Raw genomic sequence first — 20,969 nt, 5'->3', positions numbered from 1 at the left:
GGGTCGGAGCCACTCGCAACGCTTAACCGAGGCGCAGGCCACGCCTCGGGTATGGCTAGTTTCGAAGAGGCGGAAGCCCGCATCCTCGACAAGATGATCTGCATGAAGTGCAACGCCCGGAACCCGAAACGCGCCGAGCGGTGCCGGAAGTGCGGCTACGCGAAGCTCCGACCCAAGGCGAAAGAGCGTCGCGCGACGTAACCCGACCCGCCCCGCTACTCCTCGTCGGCCGACACGCCGGCACGTCGGAGCCGTATCACCACCATCGCACCCGTTTCGCGTTCGTCGAACCACAGCTCCCCGCCACTCGCCTCCACGACCCATCGGACCGTCCAGAGCCCCAATCCCCGCGAGTGACGGAGCTGGGTGATGTCGTCGTCGTCGACGAGGACGGCCTTCTCGCGCGCGGGGATGCCCGGTCCGTCGTCGGCGACCCGGAGGTCGACGAACCCCTCCGGGGCGTCCGTGTCGACGGTGACCCTGACGGTCGGGTCGGTGTCGCCGGCGTGGACGACACCGTTCTCGACGAGGTTCTCGACGGCCCTGACGAGACCGCCGGTGCTCTCCACCGGGATGGCCGGGACGTCGACGCGGACGTCCGCCGACGGGTGGTGTCGTCCCACCCGGTCTACGGCCTGTCTGACGACGCGGTCGAGTTCGACGCCGTAGGGGACCGAGTCCGTGTCCATCGCCCGCTGGATGTCGCCGGCCTTGTGCGAGATGTCGGCCACCTGCGTCGCCCGCTCGTAGATGGTATCGGCGAGGGCCGCCAGCCGTGGCTGGCTGTCCGCGAGCGCCTCGTGGAGGTCCGCGGCGTTCCCGCTGATGACGTTCATGTCGTTACGGAGGTTGTGTCTGAGGACGCGGTAGAGGACCTGCAGGCGACGCTCGCGGTCGCGCTGTTCGGTGATATCCGTGTAGATGGCGAACCCGCGGGTCCGCTCGCCCTCGGTGTCGAACGGGACGCCGGTGCACAGGAACTCCCGGGTACCCGTCGCGGTCTGCCGGCGGACCTCCTCGCGGACGACCTCGCCCCGCCGTGATCGCTCGTCGATACGCTCCGCGTTCCCGGCCTCGCTCGAGGGGACGACGAACTCGTTGAGCAGTTCACCGACCACGGTCTCGGCCTCGAACCCGAACACGCGCTCGAAGGCCTCGTTGACCGCGCTGACGACGGGTTCGCCGTCGACGAGCTCCGCCTCGACCACCGCGTCCGGCAACTGCTCGAACAGGTAGGCGAAGCGGTCGCGCTCGTCGGCCAGTTCCGCGCGTGCTCGGTGGAGTTCGGAGACGTCCCGGACGACGCCCACGGACCCGCGGAACTCCCCGTCACGCCGGAACAGCGTGATATCGACTTCGACGGGGAACGGGTCGCCCTCGTTCGGGTAGACGCGTGTCTCGTAGGTCCGACTGTCACCGGGCGGCTCGGAGAGCAGCTCTGCTATCAGTTCGCGGCCCCGATCGACGTCCCCCGGCGGCAGTATCTCCCGGATGTGTTCGCCGACGAGTTCCTCGCGGCGGTAGCCGAACCGCTCCGCCATCGGCGCGGTCAGCAACGAGATGTGGCCCGTCTCGTCCAGCGTGTACACCATCTGGTCGACGGTCTCGTGGACGGCACGGTACTCGCGGAGCGACGCCTCGCGCTCGGCCCGGAGCAACGCGGCCTCCGCGCTCAACCCCAGCAACTCGAGGAGGTCACGGTCGACGCCGTCGACGCCGCCCACGTCGCGCGACCCGACGGTCAGCGTCCCGTACTCACCAAGCGGGACCGTCGCGGCGGCCCGGACGCCGTCGTAGCGCCCCTCGGCGTCGCCCCCGGGGTCGTCGACGACGATGGTCTCACCCGTGGCGAACGCCTTGCCCTGGAGACCCTCGCCGGTGGCGACCGACTCGGGTGGGGCGATGTGCGACCTCGCCTCCTCGGTGGCACAGAGCAGTTCCAGCGCACCCGTCGTCGGGTCGTATCGTCTGACCCCGTTCAGCTCGAACCCGATTATCTCGGCCGCGGCGTCGACGGTGGTACGGGCCACCTCCGTCTCCGTCTCGGCCACCATCAGGTCGCTCGTCCGCTCCAGCAGCGTCGAGAGCGCCCGTCGGTACCGACGCTCCTCGCTCGTGTCCCGGGCGTAGACGTGCAGGCCGTCCCCGTCGGGGGAGATGCTCACGAGCAGCCTGGCGTCGAGCGAGTCGAACCACCCCTCGAGGGTCACTGCCTCTCCGGTCCGCATCGCACGGGCGAACGGCTCGTGGAGGTGCTCCGGGAGGAACTCGCGGGCGTCCCGGCCGACCAGCCCGTCGGCCGCTTCCCCCAGCATCGTCTCGGCGCGCTCGTCGACGTGGGTGAAGCGCCACTCCTCGTCGATGGCGACGAAGCCGTCGTCGATGCGTTCGAGCAGGTGGGGCGGGTCGCCGACAGACGTGGGCGCCCCGGGGGAGACTGCGTCGGCTCCGTCGGTCGCGATGTCGGCACCATCGGGCGCGTCGTTCCGGTCGTCCCCGGCGACCACCGCGGCACCACCGCCCAGCTGGGTGTCCGTGGCCACCGCACGGACCCGGTCGGGGAGCGAGTCGGCGGCAGCCGAGGCGTACTCGGTCACACCCCGTCGCGTGGCCGCGGCCGCCACCGTCCCGTCCGGCGTCTCCGTCCAGAGGAGCGTCGGCACCGCGGGGTGACGCTCACCGAGCGCTCCGAGGGCGGCGAGGCCGTCGGGCCCGTCAGGGTCGTGTTCGAGGACGACGGCGGCCGGGCGCGCTTCGTCTACTGCGGCGCCGAGGGCCACGAGGTCCGTGAACGGCCGAAGCTTCACGCCCTCGCCACGGAGCGGGTCGGTCCGACCGAGGGCGAACACCACCGGGGGAGCACCGTCGCTCACGGGGTGGACCACCTCCCGCAACGGGCACTCGAGTCCGAGGTCGTCGGCGTGTCCCGACCGGGCCACGGACAGGTCCCCGGCACGGGCTCACTCGGGGTACTTCGGCTCCCGTCGCTCGGCGCGTTCGAGGGCCGTCTCGACCACGTCGCGCACGTCGCCGTGGAACTCGTCGCCGTGCCCGGCGTAGAGGTGTTCGACGCCGACGGGGAGGCGGTCGAGCAGCGACCGGATGGACTCGATGAGTCGCTCGCGCGACTGGCCGGGCATGTCGGTCCGGCCGAACGAGCCGTACTCGAACGCGCCGTCGTCGTGGACGACCACGTCCCCGGAGAACAGCGTCGTCTCCGAGACGAACGAGACGTGGTCGGCGGCGTGGCCGGGCGTGTAGACGGCCTCGAACAGCTCGTCCCCGACCTCGACGGTCCCCCCGTCCTCTATCTCGTGGGTCCGGTGTGGGTGTTCGCTGTAGGCGTGGACGGTGGGGTCGAACGCCTCGACGACGGCGTCCAGTTGCGCGACGTGGTCGCCGTGCTGGTGGGTCAACACCACCCCGTCGAGTGTCTCCGTGTGCTCCCGAACCGCGTCCACCACGCCCTCCATCGCGCCGGCGTCGACCAGCACGGCTCGTTCCCCGAGGGCGAGGAACGCGTTACAGGTGAACGTCTCCGCGTCGGCGGTGACGTTGACGATATCCATACCAGCTACAGTGTCCGAGTGCGTATATATAGCCCCGACGTATCGGCTGCCGAGCGTCGGACACTCGGGTGACACGGTTCCGGTCGAATGGGGGTTCGGTCTCGGTCCAGTCTCGGTCCGGTCTCGGTGCCCCCCGCTTAAGGGCGCCGACCGACTACCTACCTCCATGAAGAGTTTCCGCGTCGGTCGGCTCTTCGGTATCCCCATCGAGCTCGACCTGACGTTCCTGCTGGTCCTCCCCCTGTTCGCCTACGTCATCGGCGTGCAGGTCGGCCGGTGGACCGAGATACTGAACGAGCTGCTGGGCGCGAACATCGCCGCGAGCGCGCTCACGGGCACGCCCGTCCTCGCGTTCGGGATGGGGACGCTCGCCGCCGTCGGCCTGTTCGTCGGCGTCGTCCTGCACGAACTCGGCCACTCGCTGGTCGCGCGACGCTACGGCATCGAGATCGAGTCCATCCGACTCTGGCTGTTCGGGGGCGTCGCCCAGCTCTCGGCGATGCCCGAGGACTGGAAGCAGGAGCTGTACGTCGCGCTCGCCGGCCCCGCCGTCAGCGTCCTGCTCGGTGTCGGCGCGTGGGTCGGGTTCCAGTTCCTGCCCCCGGACGGCGCCACGGCCGTCGCCGCGGTGAAGTTCCTCGTCGGCTACCTCGCGCTGATGAACGTCGCGCTGGCGGGGTTCAACCTCCTGCCGGGGTTCCCGATGGACGGCGGACGGGTGCTCCGCGCACTCCTCGCGCGCACCCGACCGTACGCGCAGGCGACCCAGACGGCCGCCCGGGTGGGCCAGGTGTTCGCCATCCTGCTGGGCCTGTTCGGCCTGTTCGGCGGCGGCGGCCTGTTCCTCGTCGCCATCGCCTTCTTCATCTACATCGGTGCCTCCTCCGAGGCCCAGCAGACGACGATGCGCGCGGCGCTGGACGGGGTCGTCGTCGGGGAGCTGATGACGCCGGCCGAGCAGGTCAGCTCCGTCACGCCCGAGACGAGCGTGGCCGACCTCGTCGAGCGGATGTTCCGCGAGCGCCACACCGGCTACCCGGTGCTGGAGAACGGTCGCGTGGTCGGCCTCGTCACGCTCGAGGACGCCCAGTCGGTCCCACAGGTCGAACGCGACGCCTACCGCGTCGACGACGTGATGAGCACCGACCTCGTCACCGTCACGCCATCGACGGGGGCGATGGAGGCCATCGAGCGGATGCAGACCAACGGCGTGGGCCGTCTCGTCGTGATGAGCGACCCGGACCCCTTCCGGCCCGCCGACGAGGCGACGTTCACCGGCCTCCTCTCGCGGACCGACCTGATGACCGCGCTCGACATCATCCGTTCGTCGGGCTCACTGGACCGGCCGAACACCGGCCGACCGAGCGGGTCGGACCGCGACGGCCCGGACCCGGAGCGCGACCCGGACACCCGGTTCGGGAACTAGCCGCCCGTCCCGAACGGCTCAGCCCGTCTCCCCTTCCTCCTCTGTCGGGGGGTCGACTGTCCGCACGTGCTCGCCGAGCCACGCGAACGCCTCCTCCAGCGTCGCCCCGTCGTCGCTCCGGAGTTTCAGGCGGTTGTGCTGGACCGCCCGGTCGGGGTAACAGCCCACCTGCACGCCGAACTGGTGGCGCACGTCGTCCAGTCGCTCGATGAGCGCGGCCTCCGGTTCGTCAGTGTAGAGGGTCCGGGACTGCACGTCGCCGTCGAACTCCTCGGCCACGCTCTCGAACATCGCCCGCATCTCGCCGGGGATGCCGGGGAGGACGTAGACGGCCGTCGTCTCCGTCTCGACGACGCAGCCCGGCGAGAGGCCCGCGGAGTTGACGAGCGGGCGTGCACCCTCGGGGATGGACGCCTCGGCCTCCACGTCCACCGAGAGGTCCGGGTAGTCGTCGGCGATGGCCGCGAGCGTGCGTTCGAGGTCCGCCTTCGCCAGGTCGTCGACGCCGAGCGGTCGGTCGAACGCCGCGGCCACCCCGTCCATCGTCACGTCGTCTGGCGTCCCGCCGAGGCCGCCCGTGAGGAGGACGGCGTCGAAGGCGGCCGCGTACTCGCGGACGGCGTCGGCGATGGTGTCCACCCCGTCGGGGACCGTGAGGACGCGCTGGACCGACACGCCGCGCGCCGTGAGCTCACGGCAGAGCCACGTCGCGTTCGTGTTCTCGGTGTCACCGGCGAGGAGTTCGTCGCCGACGGTGACGATGGCTGCCTGCATGGGTGGAGCGACGGCCGGGCGGCCTAAAGCGCCTCCGACCGCGGTAGCTCGGCCACGGGGCGGCTCGGCTCCCTCGTCCGACGGGGCCGCGGCCGGCCCGACGGTGACTCTCGGGGCCGGGAGACTTACGCGGCCGCCCGCCGACGGGGCACTATGGAACCCGCGAACTTCCTCTTCTGTTCGCTCGACGCGGCCCTCGTCGGTGACCTCGCGTGGCAGATCCACCGCGAGGGCCACGACGTGCGTTACTACGTCGCGGCCGAGTCAGACCGCGAGATAGCCGACGGGTTCGTCCCCAAGACCGACGACTGGAAGGCCGAACTCGACTGGGCGGACGTGGTCGTCTTCGACGACATCTGGGTGGGCGACGACGTCGGCACCGGCGACATCGCCCAGCGACTCCGCGCCGAGGGGCACGCCGTCGTCGGCGGCACCCCGAACACGGACCGACTAGAGGACGACCGGGGGTACGCGATGGAGGTTCTCGCCGACCACGGGGTCGAACTCCTCCCCCACCGGGAGTTCTCGTCGTTCGACGACGCCATCGAGCACGTCCAGCGGAACCCCGCGCCCTACGTCATCAAGCCGCTGGGCGAGGTGCAGAACGTCAAGCGACTGCTCTACGTCGGGCGTGAGGCCGACGGGAGCGACGTGGTCGACGTGCTCCGGGCCTACGAGAAGGCGTGGGGCCACCGGATGAAGGGGTTCCAGCTCCAGCGCCGCGTCGAGGGTGTCGAGGTGGCCATCTGTGGGTTCTTCGACGGCGACGGGTTCGTCGAACCCATCAACTTCAACTTCGAGCACAAAATGTGGGATTTATCATTCATTTGCTCTCAGAAAACTCGCACAGAAAGACAAACGGTCGCTGCCTAGATAAATCCAATGGAAACCAAACACTTCCTGTTCGTCTCGGCCGACGCCGCACTGATCACCGACCTCGCCTGGCAAGTCCATCAAGAAGGCCACGACGTGAAGTACTACATCGAGGCCGAATCGGACAAAGAAATCGGCAACGGGTTCGTCCCGAAGACAGACGACTGGCGCGCGGAGGTCGAGTGGGCCGATGTCATCATCTTCGACGACATCTGGGTCGGCTCAGACGTCGGCACTGGCGCGCTCGCCCAAGAACTCCGCGAGCAAGGGAAAGCAGTCGTTGGTGGCACGCCGAACACTGATCAACTCGAAGAAGATCGCGGTTATGCGATGGAGATCCTCGAAGAGCACGGAGTCAACACTATCGAGCACCACGTCTTCGAGGATTTCGACGCCGGCATCCAGCACGTCCAAGAGAATCCCGCACCGTACGTGATCAAACCGCTTGGAGAAGTTCAGAACGTCAAGCGACTCCTCTACGTCGGAAATGAGGACGATGGCAGCGACGTGGTAGACGTCCTTCGTGCGTACAAGAAAGCGTGGGGCCACCGCATGAAGGGCTTCCAGCTCCAGCGGAAAGTCGAGGGCGTGGAGATCGCCATCTGCGGGTTCTTCAACGGTGAGCAGTTCATTGACCAGGTCAATTTTAATTTTGAGCATAAGAAATTGTTCCCAGGAAACATCGGCCCCTCAACCGGTGAAATGGGTACGTCGATGTTCTGGGGCGGCCGGAACAAACTGTTCGAGGAGACGTTCGGGAAGCTCGAAGATTGGCTCGCCGAGGAGGGCTACGTCGGGAGTATCGACATCAACTGTATCGTCAACGAGACTGGCATCTACCCGTTAGAGTTCACCCCACGATTCGGCTATCCGACCATCGCACTCCAGGAGGAGTCGCTCGAATCCTCGACCGGGCAGTTCTTCTACGACCTAGCCCACGGAAACGACCCTGAATTAGAGGTTCACAACGGGTACCAGATCGGTGTACGCGTTGTCCTCCCACCCTTCCCGTTCGACGACGAGAAGACGTACGACGAGAACTCCCGTAACGCCGCGGTCGTCTTCCAGACCGAGAGCCGAGACGGAATCCACTTGGAGGACACGAAGAAGATCGATGGACAGTGGCGAGTTGCTGGTGAGAGCGGCATGCCGCTGGTCGTCACTGGGAAAGGAGACACGATGCAGAACGCTCGCCGACAGGCCTACGGCCGCATCAAGGACATCGTCGTCCCCAACCTCTACTACCGTGACGACATCGGGGAGCGCTGGATCCAGGGCGACGGCGACCGCCTGCTGGCGTGGGGCTACCTCGGGCCGTGATCGGGTGGCAGACGGTCCGACTCAGGCGTAGCGCTCCTCCGCCCACGGGTTCGCGCTGACCGAGTACCCCCGTTTCTCCCAGTACCCCCGCTCGGGTTCGGTGAGGAACTCGACGCCCTCCACCCACTTCGCCCCCTTGTAGGCGTACCGGTGGGGCGTCACGACACGGAGGGGGCCGCCGTGGTCGGCCGAGAGGTCCTCGCCGTCGTGGCCCCACGCGAGCATCGTCTCCTCGCGCATGCACGCGGCGAGCGGGAGGTCGGTGGTGTAGCCGTCCAGCGAGTGGAACATGACGTGGACGGCGTCGTCGGTGACGCCCGCCACCTCGGCCAGCGTGGGGAACGTCACGCCGGTGAACTCGTTGTCGAAGCGCGACCACCCGGTCACGCAGTGGAAGTCCTGTAACTGGGTCTCGCTCGGCAGGTCACGGAACTCGTCGTAGGAGAGCGCGAGGCGCTCGTCGACGGCGCCCCACACGTCGAACGTCCAGTCCTCGCGGTCGAACTTCGGGGTCGCCCCCTTCGAGAGCACGGGGAAGCCCGTGGTCTCGGTCTGTCCGGGTGGGAGCCGCTCGTCGCCGAACTCCTCGTAGAGGTCGGTCACGTCGCGCAGGTCGCTCATACCCGGCATCGGGACGGCCGGGGCCTACGTGTTACGACTCGGCCGCGTTTGTGACGACGTGAAATCATTCTTCCCGAGCGAGAGTCGAGTTTTTCGGAGCGCGGGGTTCGATTGTCGAATACGAAACTTCGCCCGCCAGAGTTAAATGCCCCCCCGGCGAATTTTCTGCCAGTTCCGATGCCCAAGGTAGAGCTAACCGTCCCGGAGCACCTCGAGATGCAGATCGCGAAACTCGTCGAGGATGGCGAGTTCGTCAACCGGGAGGAGGCCATCGAGGACCTCCTCTCGACCGGGATCCGCGCGTACAAGACCAGCGGCCCGATAGAGGACGAGGAACCGGGCTTCGAGGACGACGGCATGATGGGCCACGACGACGAGTACGTCTTCTGACTCCCGACCACCCGCGGACCACCTGCTGACCGTCCCCTCCGCCGCGGAGTGCGACCGAATCACGCGCAACCGTTTTGTTCGGCCGAACAGTACCGCACGCCATGCACAAGGAGGAACTCCTCGAACTCCACGAACACATGGTCGCCATCATGGAGACCTTCCGTGGGATGGAGGACGTCGACGGCAGCCTCTTCGACCCGTACGACCAGCTCGACGTCTCGCCCGACGACGTCCACAAGTCCAAGTCCGAGCACAAGCACGCCGTGTTCGTCCTCGGGAACGCACTCGCCTCGGTGATGAGCGACGACGAGTTCTCCGACGCGGGCCGCATCGGCAAGCGGATGGAGGAACTCGCCGAGGACGCAGAGCGGAAACTGTAGCGGTCGAGCGAGGCCCACGCCGGCGCGCCCACCACACCCGCGGGGCCAAGGTATAACGGCGGACCCGTCGTGGCTCCTCACATGGCAGGCGACGACGACCTCACCGCACCGGAACCGAGTGCCGACGACTTCCTCGTCCTCGACGACCCGTGGCTCACCAGTGACGACGTCGCTATCGTCACCGGCGGGGCGTCGGGCATCGGTCGAGCGACGACGCTCGGCCTCGCGACGAACGGCGTCACCGTCGTCTCGACGGACATGGACGAGGAGGGGCTCGCGGAGACGGCCGACCTCGCCGAGGACATCGGCGCGCCGGGGCGAGTCGAGACCGTCGACGCGAACCTGACCGACGACGACGCCGTGGCGGGCATCGCCGAGGCGGCCGCGGACCTCGGGCAGTTGCGCTACGTCGCGAACATCGCCGGGCTCCAGCACATCGACCCCATCGACCAGTTCCCGACCGAGAAGTGGGACCTCCTGCAGGACGTGATGGTCCGCGCGCCGTTCCTCCTCACGAAACACGCGATGCCGCACATCCGCGAGGGCGACGGCCGCGGCGCCATCGGCAACATGGCGTCCATCCACGGCCACTACGCCACCTCCGCGAAGGCGGCCTACATCACCGCCAAGTTCGCGCTCCGTGGGCTGACCAACGCCATCGCGGCCGAGGGCGAGGGTGACCTCCGCGGGTTCTCCGTCTCGGTCGGCTACGTGCTGACGCCGCTGATGGCCAACCAGATACAGGACACCGCCGAGGAGCTCGACATGACTCCCGAGGCGGTCGTCGAGGAGCGGTTCCTCGGGCAGGCCCGCCTGAAGGAACTGATGACGCCCGCCGAGGTGGCGAACCTGTTCACCTTCGGGTTCTCCTCGCACTCGCGGCACCTGAACGGAGCGGACATGCTCTGGGACGGCGGCTACACGGGGACATACGAGTGAGCGCGGACGGGGCGGCTGGGGACGACCGGCCGACTCGCGTGGCCATCGCGTGTCAGGGCGGTGGGAGTCACACCGCGTTCACCGCGGGCGTCCTCCGGGGCCTGTTCCACGAGTGGGACGAGGAGCGGTTCGAACTCGTCGGCATCTCCGGCACCTCCGGGGGCGCGTTCAACGCCGTCGTCGCGTGGTACGCGCTCGTGACGGAGGGTCCCGCGACGGCCGTCGAGCGACTCGGCGACCTCTGGGCCGAACTGGCTGCCGACGACCCCGTCGACGCGTGGGCCAGCGCGCTCGGCGTCTGGGGGTCGATGGCCCGCGACATGGGCGTCCCGACACCACAGCCCAGTCCGTACACGGTCCCCGCGTCGTACCTCGGCCAGCGACGCATCGGGCGCATCCTGGAGTCGTTCGTCGACTTCGACGACGTCCCTGCCCACTGTACGCACACGGACCCCGAACTCGTCGTCGGGACCGTCGACGTGGAGGGCGGCGTCTTCGAGACGTTCCACAACGAGGACGTCACCGAGGACGCGGTGCTCGCGTCGGCGGCCATCCCCGAACTGTTCCCGGCGGTCGAGATCGACGGGCACGGCCACTGGGACGGCCTCTTCAGCCAGAACCCACCGGTCCTCGACCTCCTGACGGTACCGGCCGATCGCAAGCCGGAGGAGGTGTGGGTCGTCCAGATCAACCCACAGAACGACGCCGCGATTCCGCGGACGCCGGCGGCCATCGCCGACCGCCGCAACGAACTCTCCGGGAACCTCTCGCTGAACCAGGAGCTGCGGTTCGTCCGCTGGGTCAACGAGTGGGTCCGCGCGGGCCACCTGCCCGCGGACGAGTTCGTCGAGACGGATATCCGCCGCATCGAACTGGACGAGCACTTCGGCCCGTCGACGAAACTGGACCGGCGGCCCGAGTTCCTGGAGGGGTTACTGGAACGCGGCGAGCGGGCGGCCGAGCGGTTCCTGCAGGCGTACCCGGCGTCGCCGGACGGGACCGCTCCCACGGACGACTACCCCCGAACCGAGCGGCGTCACTGAGTCCCGGGACGGCGGGACGGAATCAATGGATTCAGTACGGGGTAGCGGTAAGTCCAATCCATGAGCGCGGACGATACCGTGAGCCGGCGTGGGTTCCTCAAGGCGGCGTCTGGGACGGCGGCGGCCGCGGGCGTGGCGGCGACGTCCGGGACGGCGGCAGCACAGTCGAGCCAGGAGGTCGTCGTCGGCCCCGGCGGCGAACTGGTGTTCGAACCGGCAGAGCTGTTCATCACGCCGGGCACGACGGTGAACTTCGTGTGGGAGTCGGACCTCCACAACATCGTCGTCGACAGCCAGCCCGAGGGGGCCGGCTGGGAGGGCACCGAGGGTGGCCCGGGCGACACGTACGACACGGGCCACGAGTACTCCTACACGTTCGAGACGACGGGTACGTACGAGTACTACTGTGCCCCGCACCAGACCTCGGGGATGGTCGGCTCCATCACGGTGAACGAGTCCGGCGAGGACCCGAGCGCGTCCAGCGGCGGTGGCGGCGGCGGTCCGCCGGCCATCCCGGACTCGGCGAAGACGCTCGGCGTCGCGACGATGGTCGGGATGTTCTCGACGCTGGGGCTCGCGTACTTCTTCATGCGCTTCGGCGGCGACTACGAAGTCGACGAGTGAGCGAGGGGGAACCCCCCACGCGGCTCAGACCCGGTCCGGCGTCTTGTGTATCTCCAGGTCCACGTCGCGCGTCTCCCCCTCCAGGTCGGCGACGATGCGCCTGACGACCCGTTCGGCCTCCTCCTGCACGAGCGGTTTCACCTTCTCGACGACCCAGCTCAGGTTCACGAACCGGGGGAGTTCGAGGGCGTCGGTGTTCGCCGACTGCGGGTGGAAGTCGATGTCGAGGCGGACCCGGACGGCGTGCTCACGGTCCGCCGGCACCTCCGAGTCGGGGAGGGGCTCGATGTGCCACTGGCCAGCAGCGTCGAGGTCCTTGATGATCTGCCAGTCGAGGCGGCGTGGCGGCTCGGTGTCAGTGACCCGTGACCGGGCGGTGTACGAGAGCTTCCACCACTCGAAGTGGAGGTCGTACTCCGTGCCGGGGTGCCCGTCGCCGTTCTGTGTCACCCGGCTCAGGTACTTCGAGTACCGGGCGTATCGCGGGAAGTCAACGATGAAATCGTAGGCCTCCTCGGGAGAGATGTACACGACGGTGCTGACCTCGACGGCGTCGCTCACGCCCTCCGATTGGCCCGACCGACACCTAACGGTTCCGGCGCCGTGGGCCGTCCCGCTCGAGCGTGTGCGGACCATCGAACGACGGGCGAAGAGTTATACGCCACGTAGTGTGGGTTGTTGACACATGAAGTACCACGAGCAGGCGCCGCTCCGACACGTCGGTGACGTCCCGTCGATGGGGGCCACACGCTACGGCGAGAAACTCGCCTTCGAGTACCGGGGCGAGGAGTACAGCTACAGGGAACTCGAGTCGCGGTCGAACCGGGTGGCGAACGCGCTGACCGACCGCGGGGTCGGGCCGGGCGACCGGGTCGCGCTGTACGTCGAGAACTCGCTACAGTTCCCGGAGACGTTCTTCGGCGCGCTGAAGGCCGGAGCCGTCGCCGTCCCGCTGAACCACAGGATGGACGTGGACCGACTGACGTACATCCTCGGCGACGCGGACGTGTCGGTGCTCGTGGCTTCCGCGGTGTTCCCGAGCGTCGTGACGGACCTCGCCCCGCACGCGCCGGAGACGTGGATCCCGGGCGGTGGTGAGGCTGACGGCGATGAACTGCTCGATTACGACGAGCTGGTCGACGGGGCGAGCCCCGAGTTCGACCGGCCAGAACGTGGGTTCGAGGACGTGGCGCTCCAGTGTTACACGTCGGGGACGACCGGTGACCCGAAGGGCGTGCTCACGACCCACCGGAACCTGCTGGCGACGGCACAGTCCTACACCTCCCGGTCGGGGTTCGACCCAGAGGACGACGTGACGTTGCTCGTCCTGCCGCTGTTCCACATGTACGGGCTCTCGACGGTGATGCTGACGAACCTCTACAACGGCGCGACGGTGGTCCTGAAGACGCTCCCGGTCGCCCAGTCGCTGCTGTCGGCCATCACGGAGTACGAGGTGACCTCGTTCGCGGGCATCCCCGCTATCTTCGTCGAGATGGTGCAGGAGTACGAGTCGGACCCCGACGCGTACGACCTCTCGTCCATCGAGTCGGTCGGGTGTGGCGCGGCACCGCTCGCCGACGACACCCGTCGGCGCATCGAGTCGGTGTTCGACACGCCGCTCGTGGAGGGGTGGGGGATGACCGAGACTACGCCCGCGGGGACGACGGGGAGCGCCTACGGCGTCCACACCGCCGCTGGATGTATCGGCCAGCCGGTGCCCGACATGGAGATCCGGCTCGTCGACCCGGCCACCCGCGAGGTGCGGGTGAGCGAGCACCTGCTCGACCCCACCGCGGCCGTCGACATCAGTGATGAACTCGACTTCGACGACGAGGAGGCCGTCACGGGGGAGATGGCCGTTCGCGGCCCGCAGGTGTTCGCGGGATACGACGGCCTGCCGGAGAAGAACGCCGAGGTGTTCGGCCGGGACGAACCGAGCGACGAGCCCCGACGTGAAGCCGAGTGGTTCTACACCGGCGACATCGCTCGCGTCGACGAGGACCGGTTCCTCTGGATGGTCGACCGGGTCGACGACATGCTCATCGTCGGCGGGGAGAACGTCTACCCAGCCGAGGTGGAGAACGCCCTGTTCGACCACCCGGAAGTGCAGGCGGCCGCCGTCGTCGCCGTCCCGCACGAGGTGAAAGGCGAGGCGCCGGTCGCGTTCGTGGTCCTCGAACCGGGCGTCGACCCCGAGTCCGTGAGCGAGGAGGCGGTCCGGAGGTTCGCACTCGAACGGGTGCCGACCTACGCCCACCCCCGGCGCGTCTTCGTCGTCGACGAACTGCCGCGGTCGGGCACGCAGAAGGTCCAGCGGTACAAACTGGAGGCGGCGGCGGCCGAGCGACTGGACGGGCCGCTCTCGCCGAGCGAGACGCTCTGAGTCGGGATCGTCGGCCCCATCGCTCGCTCGGGTCGGCTCTGTAGCGGTCGGGAGTGGTCCGTACCGTTCGGAGCAACGTTCAAATCCAGCGATAGATACACCCCGGGTATGACCCCGGACACCCGGTACGAGTTCGACCTCTTCGTGCGCTCGCTGGAACCCAGAACCGCGGCCCCCGCCCACGAGGACGTCGCAGTGTGGCTCGACCACCTCGCGGACGACGAGCAGGTCTCCCTCGAGGTGCGGGTCTGGGGGGATGCGCTCCCACTGACGTCGCCGATTGCGGGGATGCCCGCCGCCGAAGCCCTCCGTGAGCAGGTGGCCGAGATCCGGCGGTGGGCGACCGAGCGAGGTGTCGACCTCCCCGGCTTCGAGCAGGTCGAGACGGACACGCTCGTGGGTCGCCCGCGCACGGCGCTCAGGCTCCCGTCGCCGCTGGTCGTCGCCTCGCGGGACGGCGAGATCGTCTGGGTGGCACCCCACCTCGACGGCGGGAGACACCGCGGCGTCCGCGAGGTCGTGGGTGAGCTACTGGAGTCTCCAGAGATGGGGCCGAGAGCGGCCGACATCCGGCCCTGATGGGTGGGCGTTTCCCCCGTGCAGGCGACGGTCTCACGGGCATCTTCAGAACGAGAAGAAACTCACGAAGATTGATACGTGTCTGACGCATGTCTGTCGGTAGGTGACACACGTGGACCGAGTCTCGACGGGAATCAGGATGCTGGACCGACACCTGGACGGTGGGCTGCGACCGGGGAGTCTGACGAGTCTCGTCGCCTCGCCCGCGAGTCAGGTGAACCCGCTGTTCTACGAGTTCATGGAGGACCGGTCGTGGCTCTACCTGAGCACGTACCGGAGCACCAGGGCGGTCGAGGAGGAACTGGACGAACTGCTCTGGGGGGACGTGGAGGTGGCACACGTCGGCGTGGACCGGCCCGCCAGACGTATCAAGGAGGCCATCGGCAACATGACCGGTGAACGGCACGTCATCGTCGACCCGATGACGCCCGTGGAGGCGAACACGAGCACCGGGCAGTACGTCGACCTGCTGAACGGGCTGAAGGACTACCTCCTCGACACCGGCTGTATCGCGCTGCTCTACTGCACCGAACAGGAGACGGTACCGGACCGGCGAGAGACGACGCTCACGATGGCGGACGTCGTGTGGGAGCTGGACGTGGTGGTGGAGTCGAAAGGCATCGAGACGCGCCTCACGGTCCCGAAGTACCGGTCGCGCCGGGCCATCGACGAGGTCATCAAACTCGACCTCGGGCAGAAAGCCGTCGTCGACGCCTCGAAGAACATCGCCTGACCGCCGGCGGGCGCCGGTCCGTGTGCGGTGTTCCCCCCGTCTCAACACACTTATCCCCGACACCCGACTCCCTGCGAGTATGAGCGAGGTCGCTATCACGTTGCCCGACGGCTCCGTCCTCTCGGTCGAGGCGGGGTCGACGGTGGAGGACGTGGCCTACGAGATCGGACCCGGACTCGGGAAGGACACGGTCGCCGGCGTGGTCGACGGCGAACTGGTCGACCGCAACACGCCACTGCACGAGGACGCCAATCTCGTCATCGTCACCGACCAGTCCGACGAGTACCTCCGGGTCCTCCGGCACTCGGCGGCCCACGTCTTCGCACAGGCACTCCAGCGACTCCACCCCGAGGCGAAGCTCACCATCGGCCCCCCGACGGACGACGGGTTCTACTACGACGTGACGGACGTGGACCTCGACGAGTCGGACCTCGAGGCCATCGAGGCCGAGATGCGCGACATCGTCGAGGCGGACTACGACATCGTCCGCGAGGAGCGCTCGCGCGAGGACGCGTTCGAGTCGTACGCCGACAACGAGTACAAGCGCGAGATCCTGGAGACGGAGGCGGCCGGTGAGGAGACGGTCACGTTCTACAAGCAGGACGGCTGGGAGGACCTCTGTCAGGGCCCCCACGTCGACAGCACGGGCGAGGTCGGCGGGTTCAAACTCCTCGACATCTCCGCCGCGTACTGGCGCGGCGACGAGGAGAACGACACGCTGACGCGCGTCCACGGGACGGCGTTCCCCACCGAGAAGGACCTCGAGGAGTACCTCGAGCGGCGCGAGGAGGCCAAGAAGCGCGACCACCGCAAGATCGGCCGGGAGATGGATCTGTTCTCGGTCCCCGAGCACTCACCCGGCTGTGTCCACTTCCACCCCAACGGGATGACCATCCGGCGGGAACTGGAGGAGTACATCCGCGGGAAGAACACGGAACTCGGCTACGAGGAGGTCTGGACGCCGGAGCTCAACAAGGCCGAGCTCTGGAAGCCGACGGGACACTACGAGAACTTCACCGCGCAGGGTGAGATGTTCAACTGGGAGCAGGACGACACCGAGTACGGCCTGAAGCCGATGAACTGCGCGAACCACGCGTACATCTTCGACCGGCAGAAACACTCCTACCGCGACCTGCCCATCCGGTTCTCCGAGTTCGGCACCTGCTACCGCAACGAGCAGTCCGGCGAACTCTCCGGGATGCTGCGGGTCCGCGGGTTCACGCAGGACGACGGCCACGCGTTCGTCCGCCCGGACCAGATCCGCGGGGAGATCGTCGACGCGCTCCGCGTCATCGAGGAGATCTACGGCGACGTGGACCTCGACGTGAAGTACGTCCTCGAGACGCAGGGCGACAACGCCGTCGGCTCCGACGAGATCTGGGCGCAGGCGACCGACGCGCTCCGTGAGGCGCTCGACTCGGAGGGACTGGACTACGAGACGGACCACGGCGAGGCCGCGTTCTACGGCCCGAAGATCGGCATCAACGCCGTCGACGCGCTCGGCCGCGAGTGGACGGTCGGCACGGTCCAGCTCGACTTCAACATCCCCGAGCGCCTCGACCTGACCTACACGGGCGAGGACAACGAGGAGCACCGACCGGTGATGATCCACCGTGCACTGCTCGGCTCGTTCGAGCGGTTCATGGGCGTCGTCATCGAGCACTTCGACGGGAAGTTCCCGCTCTGGCTCGCGCCCGAGCAGGTCCGCGTCCTCCCCGTGAGCGACGAGAACCTCGGCTACGCCCACCGGGTGAAGAACGCGCTGCAGGAACGGGGGGTCCGCGCGACGGTCGAGGACCGCGACCAGACGGTCGGCCGGAAGATCCGCGGCGCCCACGAGGACCGCCTGCCGTACATGCTCATCGTCGGCGACAACGAGCAGGAGGCCGGCACGGTCTCCGTGCGGGACCGGCAGGAACGCGAGACGAAGGACGTCGACCCGGAGACGTTCTACGACCACCTCGAGGCAGAGCGCGACGAGAAGCGGGTCGCACCGGACTTCCTCGCGGACTGAGACGCCCCGTGGGTCTTCGGGAGCCCGTCCCGGCCGGCCCGAGCGGTCAGACTTTATACGGCGCCGACACCTACCCCGGCTATGGGAATCCTCTCTCGGGCGTCGTACGTCATCCGGTCGAAACTGAACGCCCTCCTCAACCGGGCCGAGGACCCGTCGGAGACGCTCGACTACAGTTACGAGAAGATGCGTGACGAGCTACAGGACGTGAAGAAGGGTATCGCGGACCTCACGACGCAGAAGAAGCGCCTCGAGATACAGCGCCGACGGCTCGAGGAGAACGTCGAGAAACACAACGAGCAGGCTCGCGAGGCCGTGCGCCACGACCGCGAGGACCTCGCCCGGCAGGCCCTCGAGAAGAAACAGCAGAAGATGGCCCAGATCGAGGAACTGGAGGTCCAGATCGCCGACCTGCAGGAGACGCAGGACACCCTCGTCGAGAAGAAGAACGAGCTGCAGGACCGCATCGAGCGGTTCCGCACGGAGAAGGAGACGATGAAGGCCCGCTACGAGGCGGCCGAGGCGTCGACGCGTGTCTCCGAGGCGCTCTCCGGTGTCGGCGACGAGATGGAGGACACCGCGCGCGCCATCGAGCGGTCGCGCGAGCGGACCGAGGAGATGGAGGCGCGCGCCGAGGCGATGGACGAACTCGCCGACACGGGCGCGTTCGACCAGGCGCTGAGCGGCGAGGACGAACTGGACCGCGAACTCCGCGAGATGCGCTCGAACAGCGAGGTGGAGGCCGAACTGGACACGCTCCGTGCCGAGATGGGCAAGGAGTCGCCGGCGCCGACCGAGCGCGAGGCCGACAGCGAGGTCGAGACCGTGGACGCCGACACGGACACGGAGGCCGAACCGGCCGACGTGGACGAGGAGGCGGTCGAGGCCGAACTCGAGGAACTGAGCGAGGAAGAGCAGTAGTCGCGCACCGGACCGCGGGAACGACAGTCCCGGCGTGACAACTGTCACTCCGGTGCGGTACGTATATCTCGGTGCGGTTGCAAATGTTCGACGAGACTCGCGGTGGTTGGGTGAGTAGACGTGAACGAAGAAGACGAACACCGCCTACAGGAGGCCTCGCCGGAGCGGTCGCTAGGTGCCCGCATGTTCGGTGAACGGGTCCTCGACGCGGTGCCGGAGACGGTGTTCGTCTTCGACCCGACCGGACGGCTGGTCTGGTGGAACCAGCACGCCACGACGGCGACGGGCTACGACGACGCGGAACTCGCCTCGCTCGACCCCGGTGAACTCGTCGTCGAAGACGAACGCACCCGGGTCGAGAAGTGGGTCCGGAACCTCTTCGAAGGGGAGCAGGACCAGTCCGTCATCGAGACGGTGCTCGTCGACGCCGCCGGGCAGCCGGTCCCCTACGAGTTCGTCGGTGCGGTGCTGGACGACAGCGGCGGTGTCGCCGGCGCCGTCGCGACCGGGCGTGACATCTCCGAGCGCCGGGCACGTCAGGAACTCGAGCGGCAGAACGAGCGCCTCGAGGAGTTCGCGAGCGTCGTCAGCCACGACCTGCGCAACCCGCTCACGGTGGCCGAGGGCTACCTCTCGCTGGCACGACTCGAGGTGGACAACGACGACCTCGAGCAGGTGGCGAGAGCCCACAAGCGGATGTACGACCTCATCGAGGACCTGCTGACGCTGGCGCGGGCCGGCCGTGCCGTCGGCGAGCCGGAACTCGTCGAACTCGCCACCGTCGCCCGACAGGGCTGGGCGAGCGTCGAGACGGGCGAGAGCGAACTCCACGTCACGGGTGACGCCACGTTCGAGGCCGACCCGCGTCGTCTCCGCGAACTGTTCGAGAACCTCTTCCGGAACGCCGTGGAGCACGGCTCCAGGAGGCCTGCCTCGCAGGCCCGGCAGGACGCCGTCGAGCACGGGACCACCTCCCGCGTCCCCATCGGGGACGATACCAGGGGGAGCGCCACCCCGAGGGTGGCGGTCACCGTCGGGACGCTCGAGGCGGACGGCGAGTGCGTCGGGTTCTACGTCGAGGACGACGGCCCCGGCATCCCCGAGGAGATCCGGGACGAGGTGTTCGAGTCGGGCTACACCACGGGCGATGGCGGGACCGGGTTCGGCCTCGCCATCGTCGAGGACATCGTGGAGGCACACGGCTGGGACGTCGCGGCGGTCGCGGGCCCGTCGGGTGGGGCGCGGTTCGAGGTGCAGGTCAGGGACCCGACGGCCCCCGACTGAGCCGGCGACCACGGACCCGTGGTGCGACGGTCAGCGACCGTCGAGGAACCGCCCCAGACGGTCCAGTCCGGCCACCAGCTCGTCGGTCGGGCCGCCGAAGCCGACGCGGAACCGGTCGGGGTGGCCGAACGCGCCACCCGGTGCGAGCACCACGCCTTCGGCCTCGACGAGCGCCTCGCAGAATTCCAGCCCCGACTCGAAGCCAGCTGGGACTTCGGGGAAGGCGTTGACGCCGACCCCTTCGTACCACGAGCAGTCGTGCTCGTCGAGGAAGGAGCGCAACAGGGCGCGGTTCTCGGCGGCGTGCTCGCGGTTGCGTTCGAGCAGCACCGCCTCCCGGTCGAACACCTGCCGGGCGACGTGCTGGCTCACCTTCGGGGGCGCGATGGTGGTGTAGTCCTTCCACCGCGCGGCGCCCGCGACGAGGTCGGCGTCGCCGGCGACCCAGCCGAACCTGAGGCCGGCGAGGCCGAACGCCTTGGAGAGGCCGGTCGTGCTGACGCCGTACTCGCCGAGCGACGCCACCGGTGGGAGCGGGTCGGCCGCGAGCAGTCGGTACACCTCGTCGCCCAGCAGGTAGGCACCGTGGTCGGCCGCCGTCTCGTAGACGGCCCTGACCGTATCCGCGTCGTGGTACCGGCCGGTCGGGTTGTTCGGGTTGTTGATGACGACCAGTGCCGTCTCCGGTCGCATCGCCTCGGCGACCCGGTCGGGGTCCAGCGACCAGTCGGGGCCGGAGAGTTCGACGCGGGTCACGTCCGCGAGCGCCTCGGGAAGCGCGTACAGCGACTGGTAGGTCGGGGTCACGACGACGACGTGGTCGGACGGCTCCAGCAGGGAGGCGAACACGAGGAAGTTCGCCTCCTGCGTCCCGCAGGTGAACAGCACCTCCGCGGCGGGCCGGTCGTAGCGCTCTGCGACGCGGGCGCGGAGGTCGGGGTCACCGGCGGTCGGGATGGTGTAGCCGAGTTCGCCGGGGTCGAGGTCGAACTCACTCGCCGGGAGCGGGCGGATACCCGACTCGGCGAGCATCAGGTTGCCGTGTTCGTGTTCGGCGAAGAACCGCTCGAGTTCGAAGGGGGCGACGTCCATACCG

Annotated in this window: 20 protein-coding genes and 1 pseudogene; 15 read left to right on the top strand and 6 right to left on the bottom strand. The window is 68.3% G+C overall.

What is annotated here, in order from left to right; genetic code table 11:
• Positions 1 to 51: 51 nt before the first annotated feature.
• The gene (locus tag N0B31_RS06525; protein WP_260595052.1) at positions 52 to 201 is read left to right on the top strand and encodes a 50S ribosomal protein L40e; all 150 of its coding nucleotides are present in this window, start codon (positions 52 to 54) and stop codon (positions 199 to 201) included.
• Positions 202 to 215: 14 nt separating this feature from the next.
• On the opposite strand, the gene N0B31_RS06520 is transcribed toward N0B31_RS06525, so the two are convergent.
• Positions 216 to 2,873 (bottom strand): PAS domain S-box protein, encoded by a 2,658-nt coding sequence (locus tag N0B31_RS06520; RefSeq protein ID WP_260595050.1) that lies wholly within the window; start codon positions 2,871 to 2,873, stop codon positions 216 to 218.
• A gap of 87 nt (positions 2,874 to 2,960) precedes the next feature.
• Complete coding sequence (locus N0B31_RS06515; protein WP_260595049.1) at positions 2,961 to 3,569, bottom strand: MBL fold metallo-hydrolase; 609 nt, start codon at positions 3,567 to 3,569, stop codon at positions 2,961 to 2,963.
• 166 nt (positions 3,570 to 3,735) lie between these two features.
• Here N0B31_RS06515 and N0B31_RS06510 point away from each other — a divergent pair, with 166 nt between their 5' ends.
• The gene (locus tag N0B31_RS06510) at positions 3,736 to 4,995 is read left to right on the top strand and encodes a site-2 protease family protein (protein WP_260595048.1); all 1,260 of its coding nucleotides are present in this window, start codon (positions 3,736 to 3,738) and stop codon (positions 4,993 to 4,995) included.
• Between the two features lie 18 nt (positions 4,996 to 5,013).
• Here N0B31_RS06510 and N0B31_RS06505 read toward each other — a convergent pair whose 3' ends face one another.
• On the bottom strand, positions 5,014 to 5,769 hold the full coding sequence (locus N0B31_RS06505) for a competence/damage-inducible protein A (protein ID WP_260595047.1): 756 nt from the start codon (positions 5,767 to 5,769) through the stop codon (positions 5,014 to 5,016).
• A 153-nt stretch (positions 5,770 to 5,922) separates the two neighbouring features.
• Between N0B31_RS06505 and N0B31_RS06500 the strand changes: the two are divergent.
• Both N0B31_RS06500 and N0B31_RS06495 read left to right on the top strand, forming a co-directional pair.
• A pseudogene (locus tag N0B31_RS06500) lies at positions 5,923 to 6,576 on the top strand (phosphoribosylamine--glycine ligase); the annotation flags it as partial.
• A gap of 75 nt (positions 6,577 to 6,651) precedes the next feature.
• Entirely contained in the window at positions 6,652 to 7,962 is a 1,311-nt protein-coding gene (locus N0B31_RS06495) for a phosphoribosylamine--glycine ligase (RefSeq protein ID WP_260595043.1), read from the top strand.
• Between the two features lie 21 nt (positions 7,963 to 7,983).
• Here N0B31_RS06495 and N0B31_RS06490 read toward each other — a convergent pair whose 3' ends face one another.
• Positions 7,984 to 8,583 (bottom strand): sulfite oxidase-like oxidoreductase, encoded by a 600-nt coding sequence (locus N0B31_RS06490; RefSeq protein WP_260595042.1) that lies wholly within the window; start codon positions 8,581 to 8,583, stop codon positions 7,984 to 7,986.
• A 177-nt stretch (positions 8,584 to 8,760) separates the two neighbouring features.
• On the opposite strand from N0B31_RS06490, the gene N0B31_RS06485 reads away from it, so the two are divergent.
• From N0B31_RS06485 to N0B31_RS06465, 5 genes are all read left to right on the top strand, one after another.
• Positions 8,761 to 8,973 carry a ribbon-helix-helix domain-containing protein gene (locus tag N0B31_RS06485; protein ID WP_260595040.1) on the top strand — a complete coding sequence of 71 codons (213 nt, stop codon included), beginning with the start codon at positions 8,761 to 8,763 and terminating at the stop codon, positions 8,971 to 8,973.
• A 101-nt stretch (positions 8,974 to 9,074) separates the two neighbouring features.
• Positions 9,075 to 9,353 carry a UPF0058 family protein gene (locus N0B31_RS06480; RefSeq protein WP_260595039.1) on the top strand — a complete coding sequence of 93 codons (279 nt, stop codon included), beginning with the start codon at positions 9,075 to 9,077 and terminating at the stop codon, positions 9,351 to 9,353.
• Positions 9,354 to 9,434: 81 nt separating this feature from the next.
• Positions 9,435 to 10,292: an SDR family oxidoreductase gene (locus N0B31_RS06475; RefSeq protein WP_260595038.1), complete on the top strand. Its 858-nt coding sequence runs from the start codon at positions 9,435 to 9,437 to the stop codon at positions 10,290 to 10,292.
• Entirely contained in the window at positions 10,289 to 11,335 is a 1,047-nt protein-coding gene (locus N0B31_RS06470; protein WP_260595037.1) for a patatin-like phospholipase family protein, read from the top strand. Before N0B31_RS06475 ends, N0B31_RS06470 begins: the two co-directional genes overlap by 4 nt.
• 60 nt (positions 11,336 to 11,395) lie before the next feature.
• Positions 11,396 to 11,959, top strand: a complete 564-nt coding sequence (locus tag N0B31_RS06465) for a plastocyanin/azurin family copper-binding protein (protein WP_260595036.1) — start codon at positions 11,396 to 11,398, stop codon at positions 11,957 to 11,959.
• A 24-nt stretch (positions 11,960 to 11,983) separates the two neighbouring features.
• On the opposite strand, the gene N0B31_RS06460 is transcribed toward N0B31_RS06465, so the two are convergent.
• The gene (locus tag N0B31_RS06460; RefSeq protein WP_260595035.1) at positions 11,984 to 12,520 is read right to left on the bottom strand and encodes a type II toxin-antitoxin system RatA family toxin; all 537 of its coding nucleotides are present in this window, start codon (positions 12,518 to 12,520) and stop codon (positions 11,984 to 11,986) included.
• A gap of 124 nt (positions 12,521 to 12,644) precedes the next feature.
• Here N0B31_RS06460 and N0B31_RS06455 point away from each other — a divergent pair, with 124 nt between their 5' ends.
• From N0B31_RS06455 to N0B31_RS06430, 6 genes are all read left to right on the top strand, one after another.
• A complete protein-coding gene (locus tag N0B31_RS06455) occupies positions 12,645 to 14,342 on the top strand; it encodes a class I adenylate-forming enzyme family protein (protein WP_260595034.1) in 1,698 nt (565 codons plus the stop codon).
• A gap of 108 nt (positions 14,343 to 14,450) precedes the next feature.
• A complete protein-coding gene (locus N0B31_RS06450) occupies positions 14,451 to 14,921 on the top strand; it encodes an HTH domain-containing protein (RefSeq protein ID WP_260595033.1) in 471 nt (156 codons plus the stop codon).
• A gap of 103 nt (positions 14,922 to 15,024) precedes the next feature.
• Entirely contained in the window at positions 15,025 to 15,654 is a 630-nt protein-coding gene (locus N0B31_RS06445; RefSeq protein WP_260595032.1) for an RAD55 family ATPase, read from the top strand.
• A gap of 79 nt (positions 15,655 to 15,733) precedes the next feature.
• Complete coding sequence (gene thrS / locus N0B31_RS06440) at positions 15,734 to 17,668, top strand: threonine--tRNA ligase (RefSeq protein ID WP_260595031.1); 1,935 nt, start codon at positions 15,734 to 15,736, stop codon at positions 17,666 to 17,668.
• Between the two features lie 81 nt (positions 17,669 to 17,749).
• Positions 17,750 to 18,589 (top strand): PspA/IM30 family protein, encoded by an 840-nt coding sequence (locus tag N0B31_RS06435; protein ID WP_260595030.1) that lies wholly within the window; start codon positions 17,750 to 17,752, stop codon positions 18,587 to 18,589.
• A gap of 120 nt (positions 18,590 to 18,709) precedes the next feature.
• Positions 18,710 to 19,873 carry a PAS domain-containing sensor histidine kinase gene (locus N0B31_RS06430; RefSeq protein WP_260595029.1) on the top strand — a complete coding sequence of 388 codons (1,164 nt, stop codon included), beginning with the start codon at positions 18,710 to 18,712 and terminating at the stop codon, positions 19,871 to 19,873.
• 30 nt (positions 19,874 to 19,903) lie between these two features.
• Here the strand turns inward: N0B31_RS06430 and N0B31_RS06425 are convergent, their stop codons facing one another.
• The gene (locus N0B31_RS06425; RefSeq protein WP_260595028.1) at positions 19,904 to 20,965 is read right to left on the bottom strand and encodes an aminotransferase class I/II-fold pyridoxal phosphate-dependent enzyme; all 1,062 of its coding nucleotides are present in this window, start codon (positions 20,963 to 20,965) and stop codon (positions 19,904 to 19,906) included.
• Positions 20,966 to 20,969 lie beyond the last annotated feature (4 nt).

Source organism: Salinirubellus salinus, from assembly GCF_025231485.1.
In the GTDB taxonomy this organism is placed as follows: domain Archaea; phylum Halobacteriota; class Halobacteria; order Halobacteriales; family Haloarculaceae; genus Salinirubellus; species Salinirubellus salinus.
The sequence above is the reverse complement of the archived record's forward strand: the minus strand, read 5'-3'. Positions and strand labels throughout refer to the sequence as shown.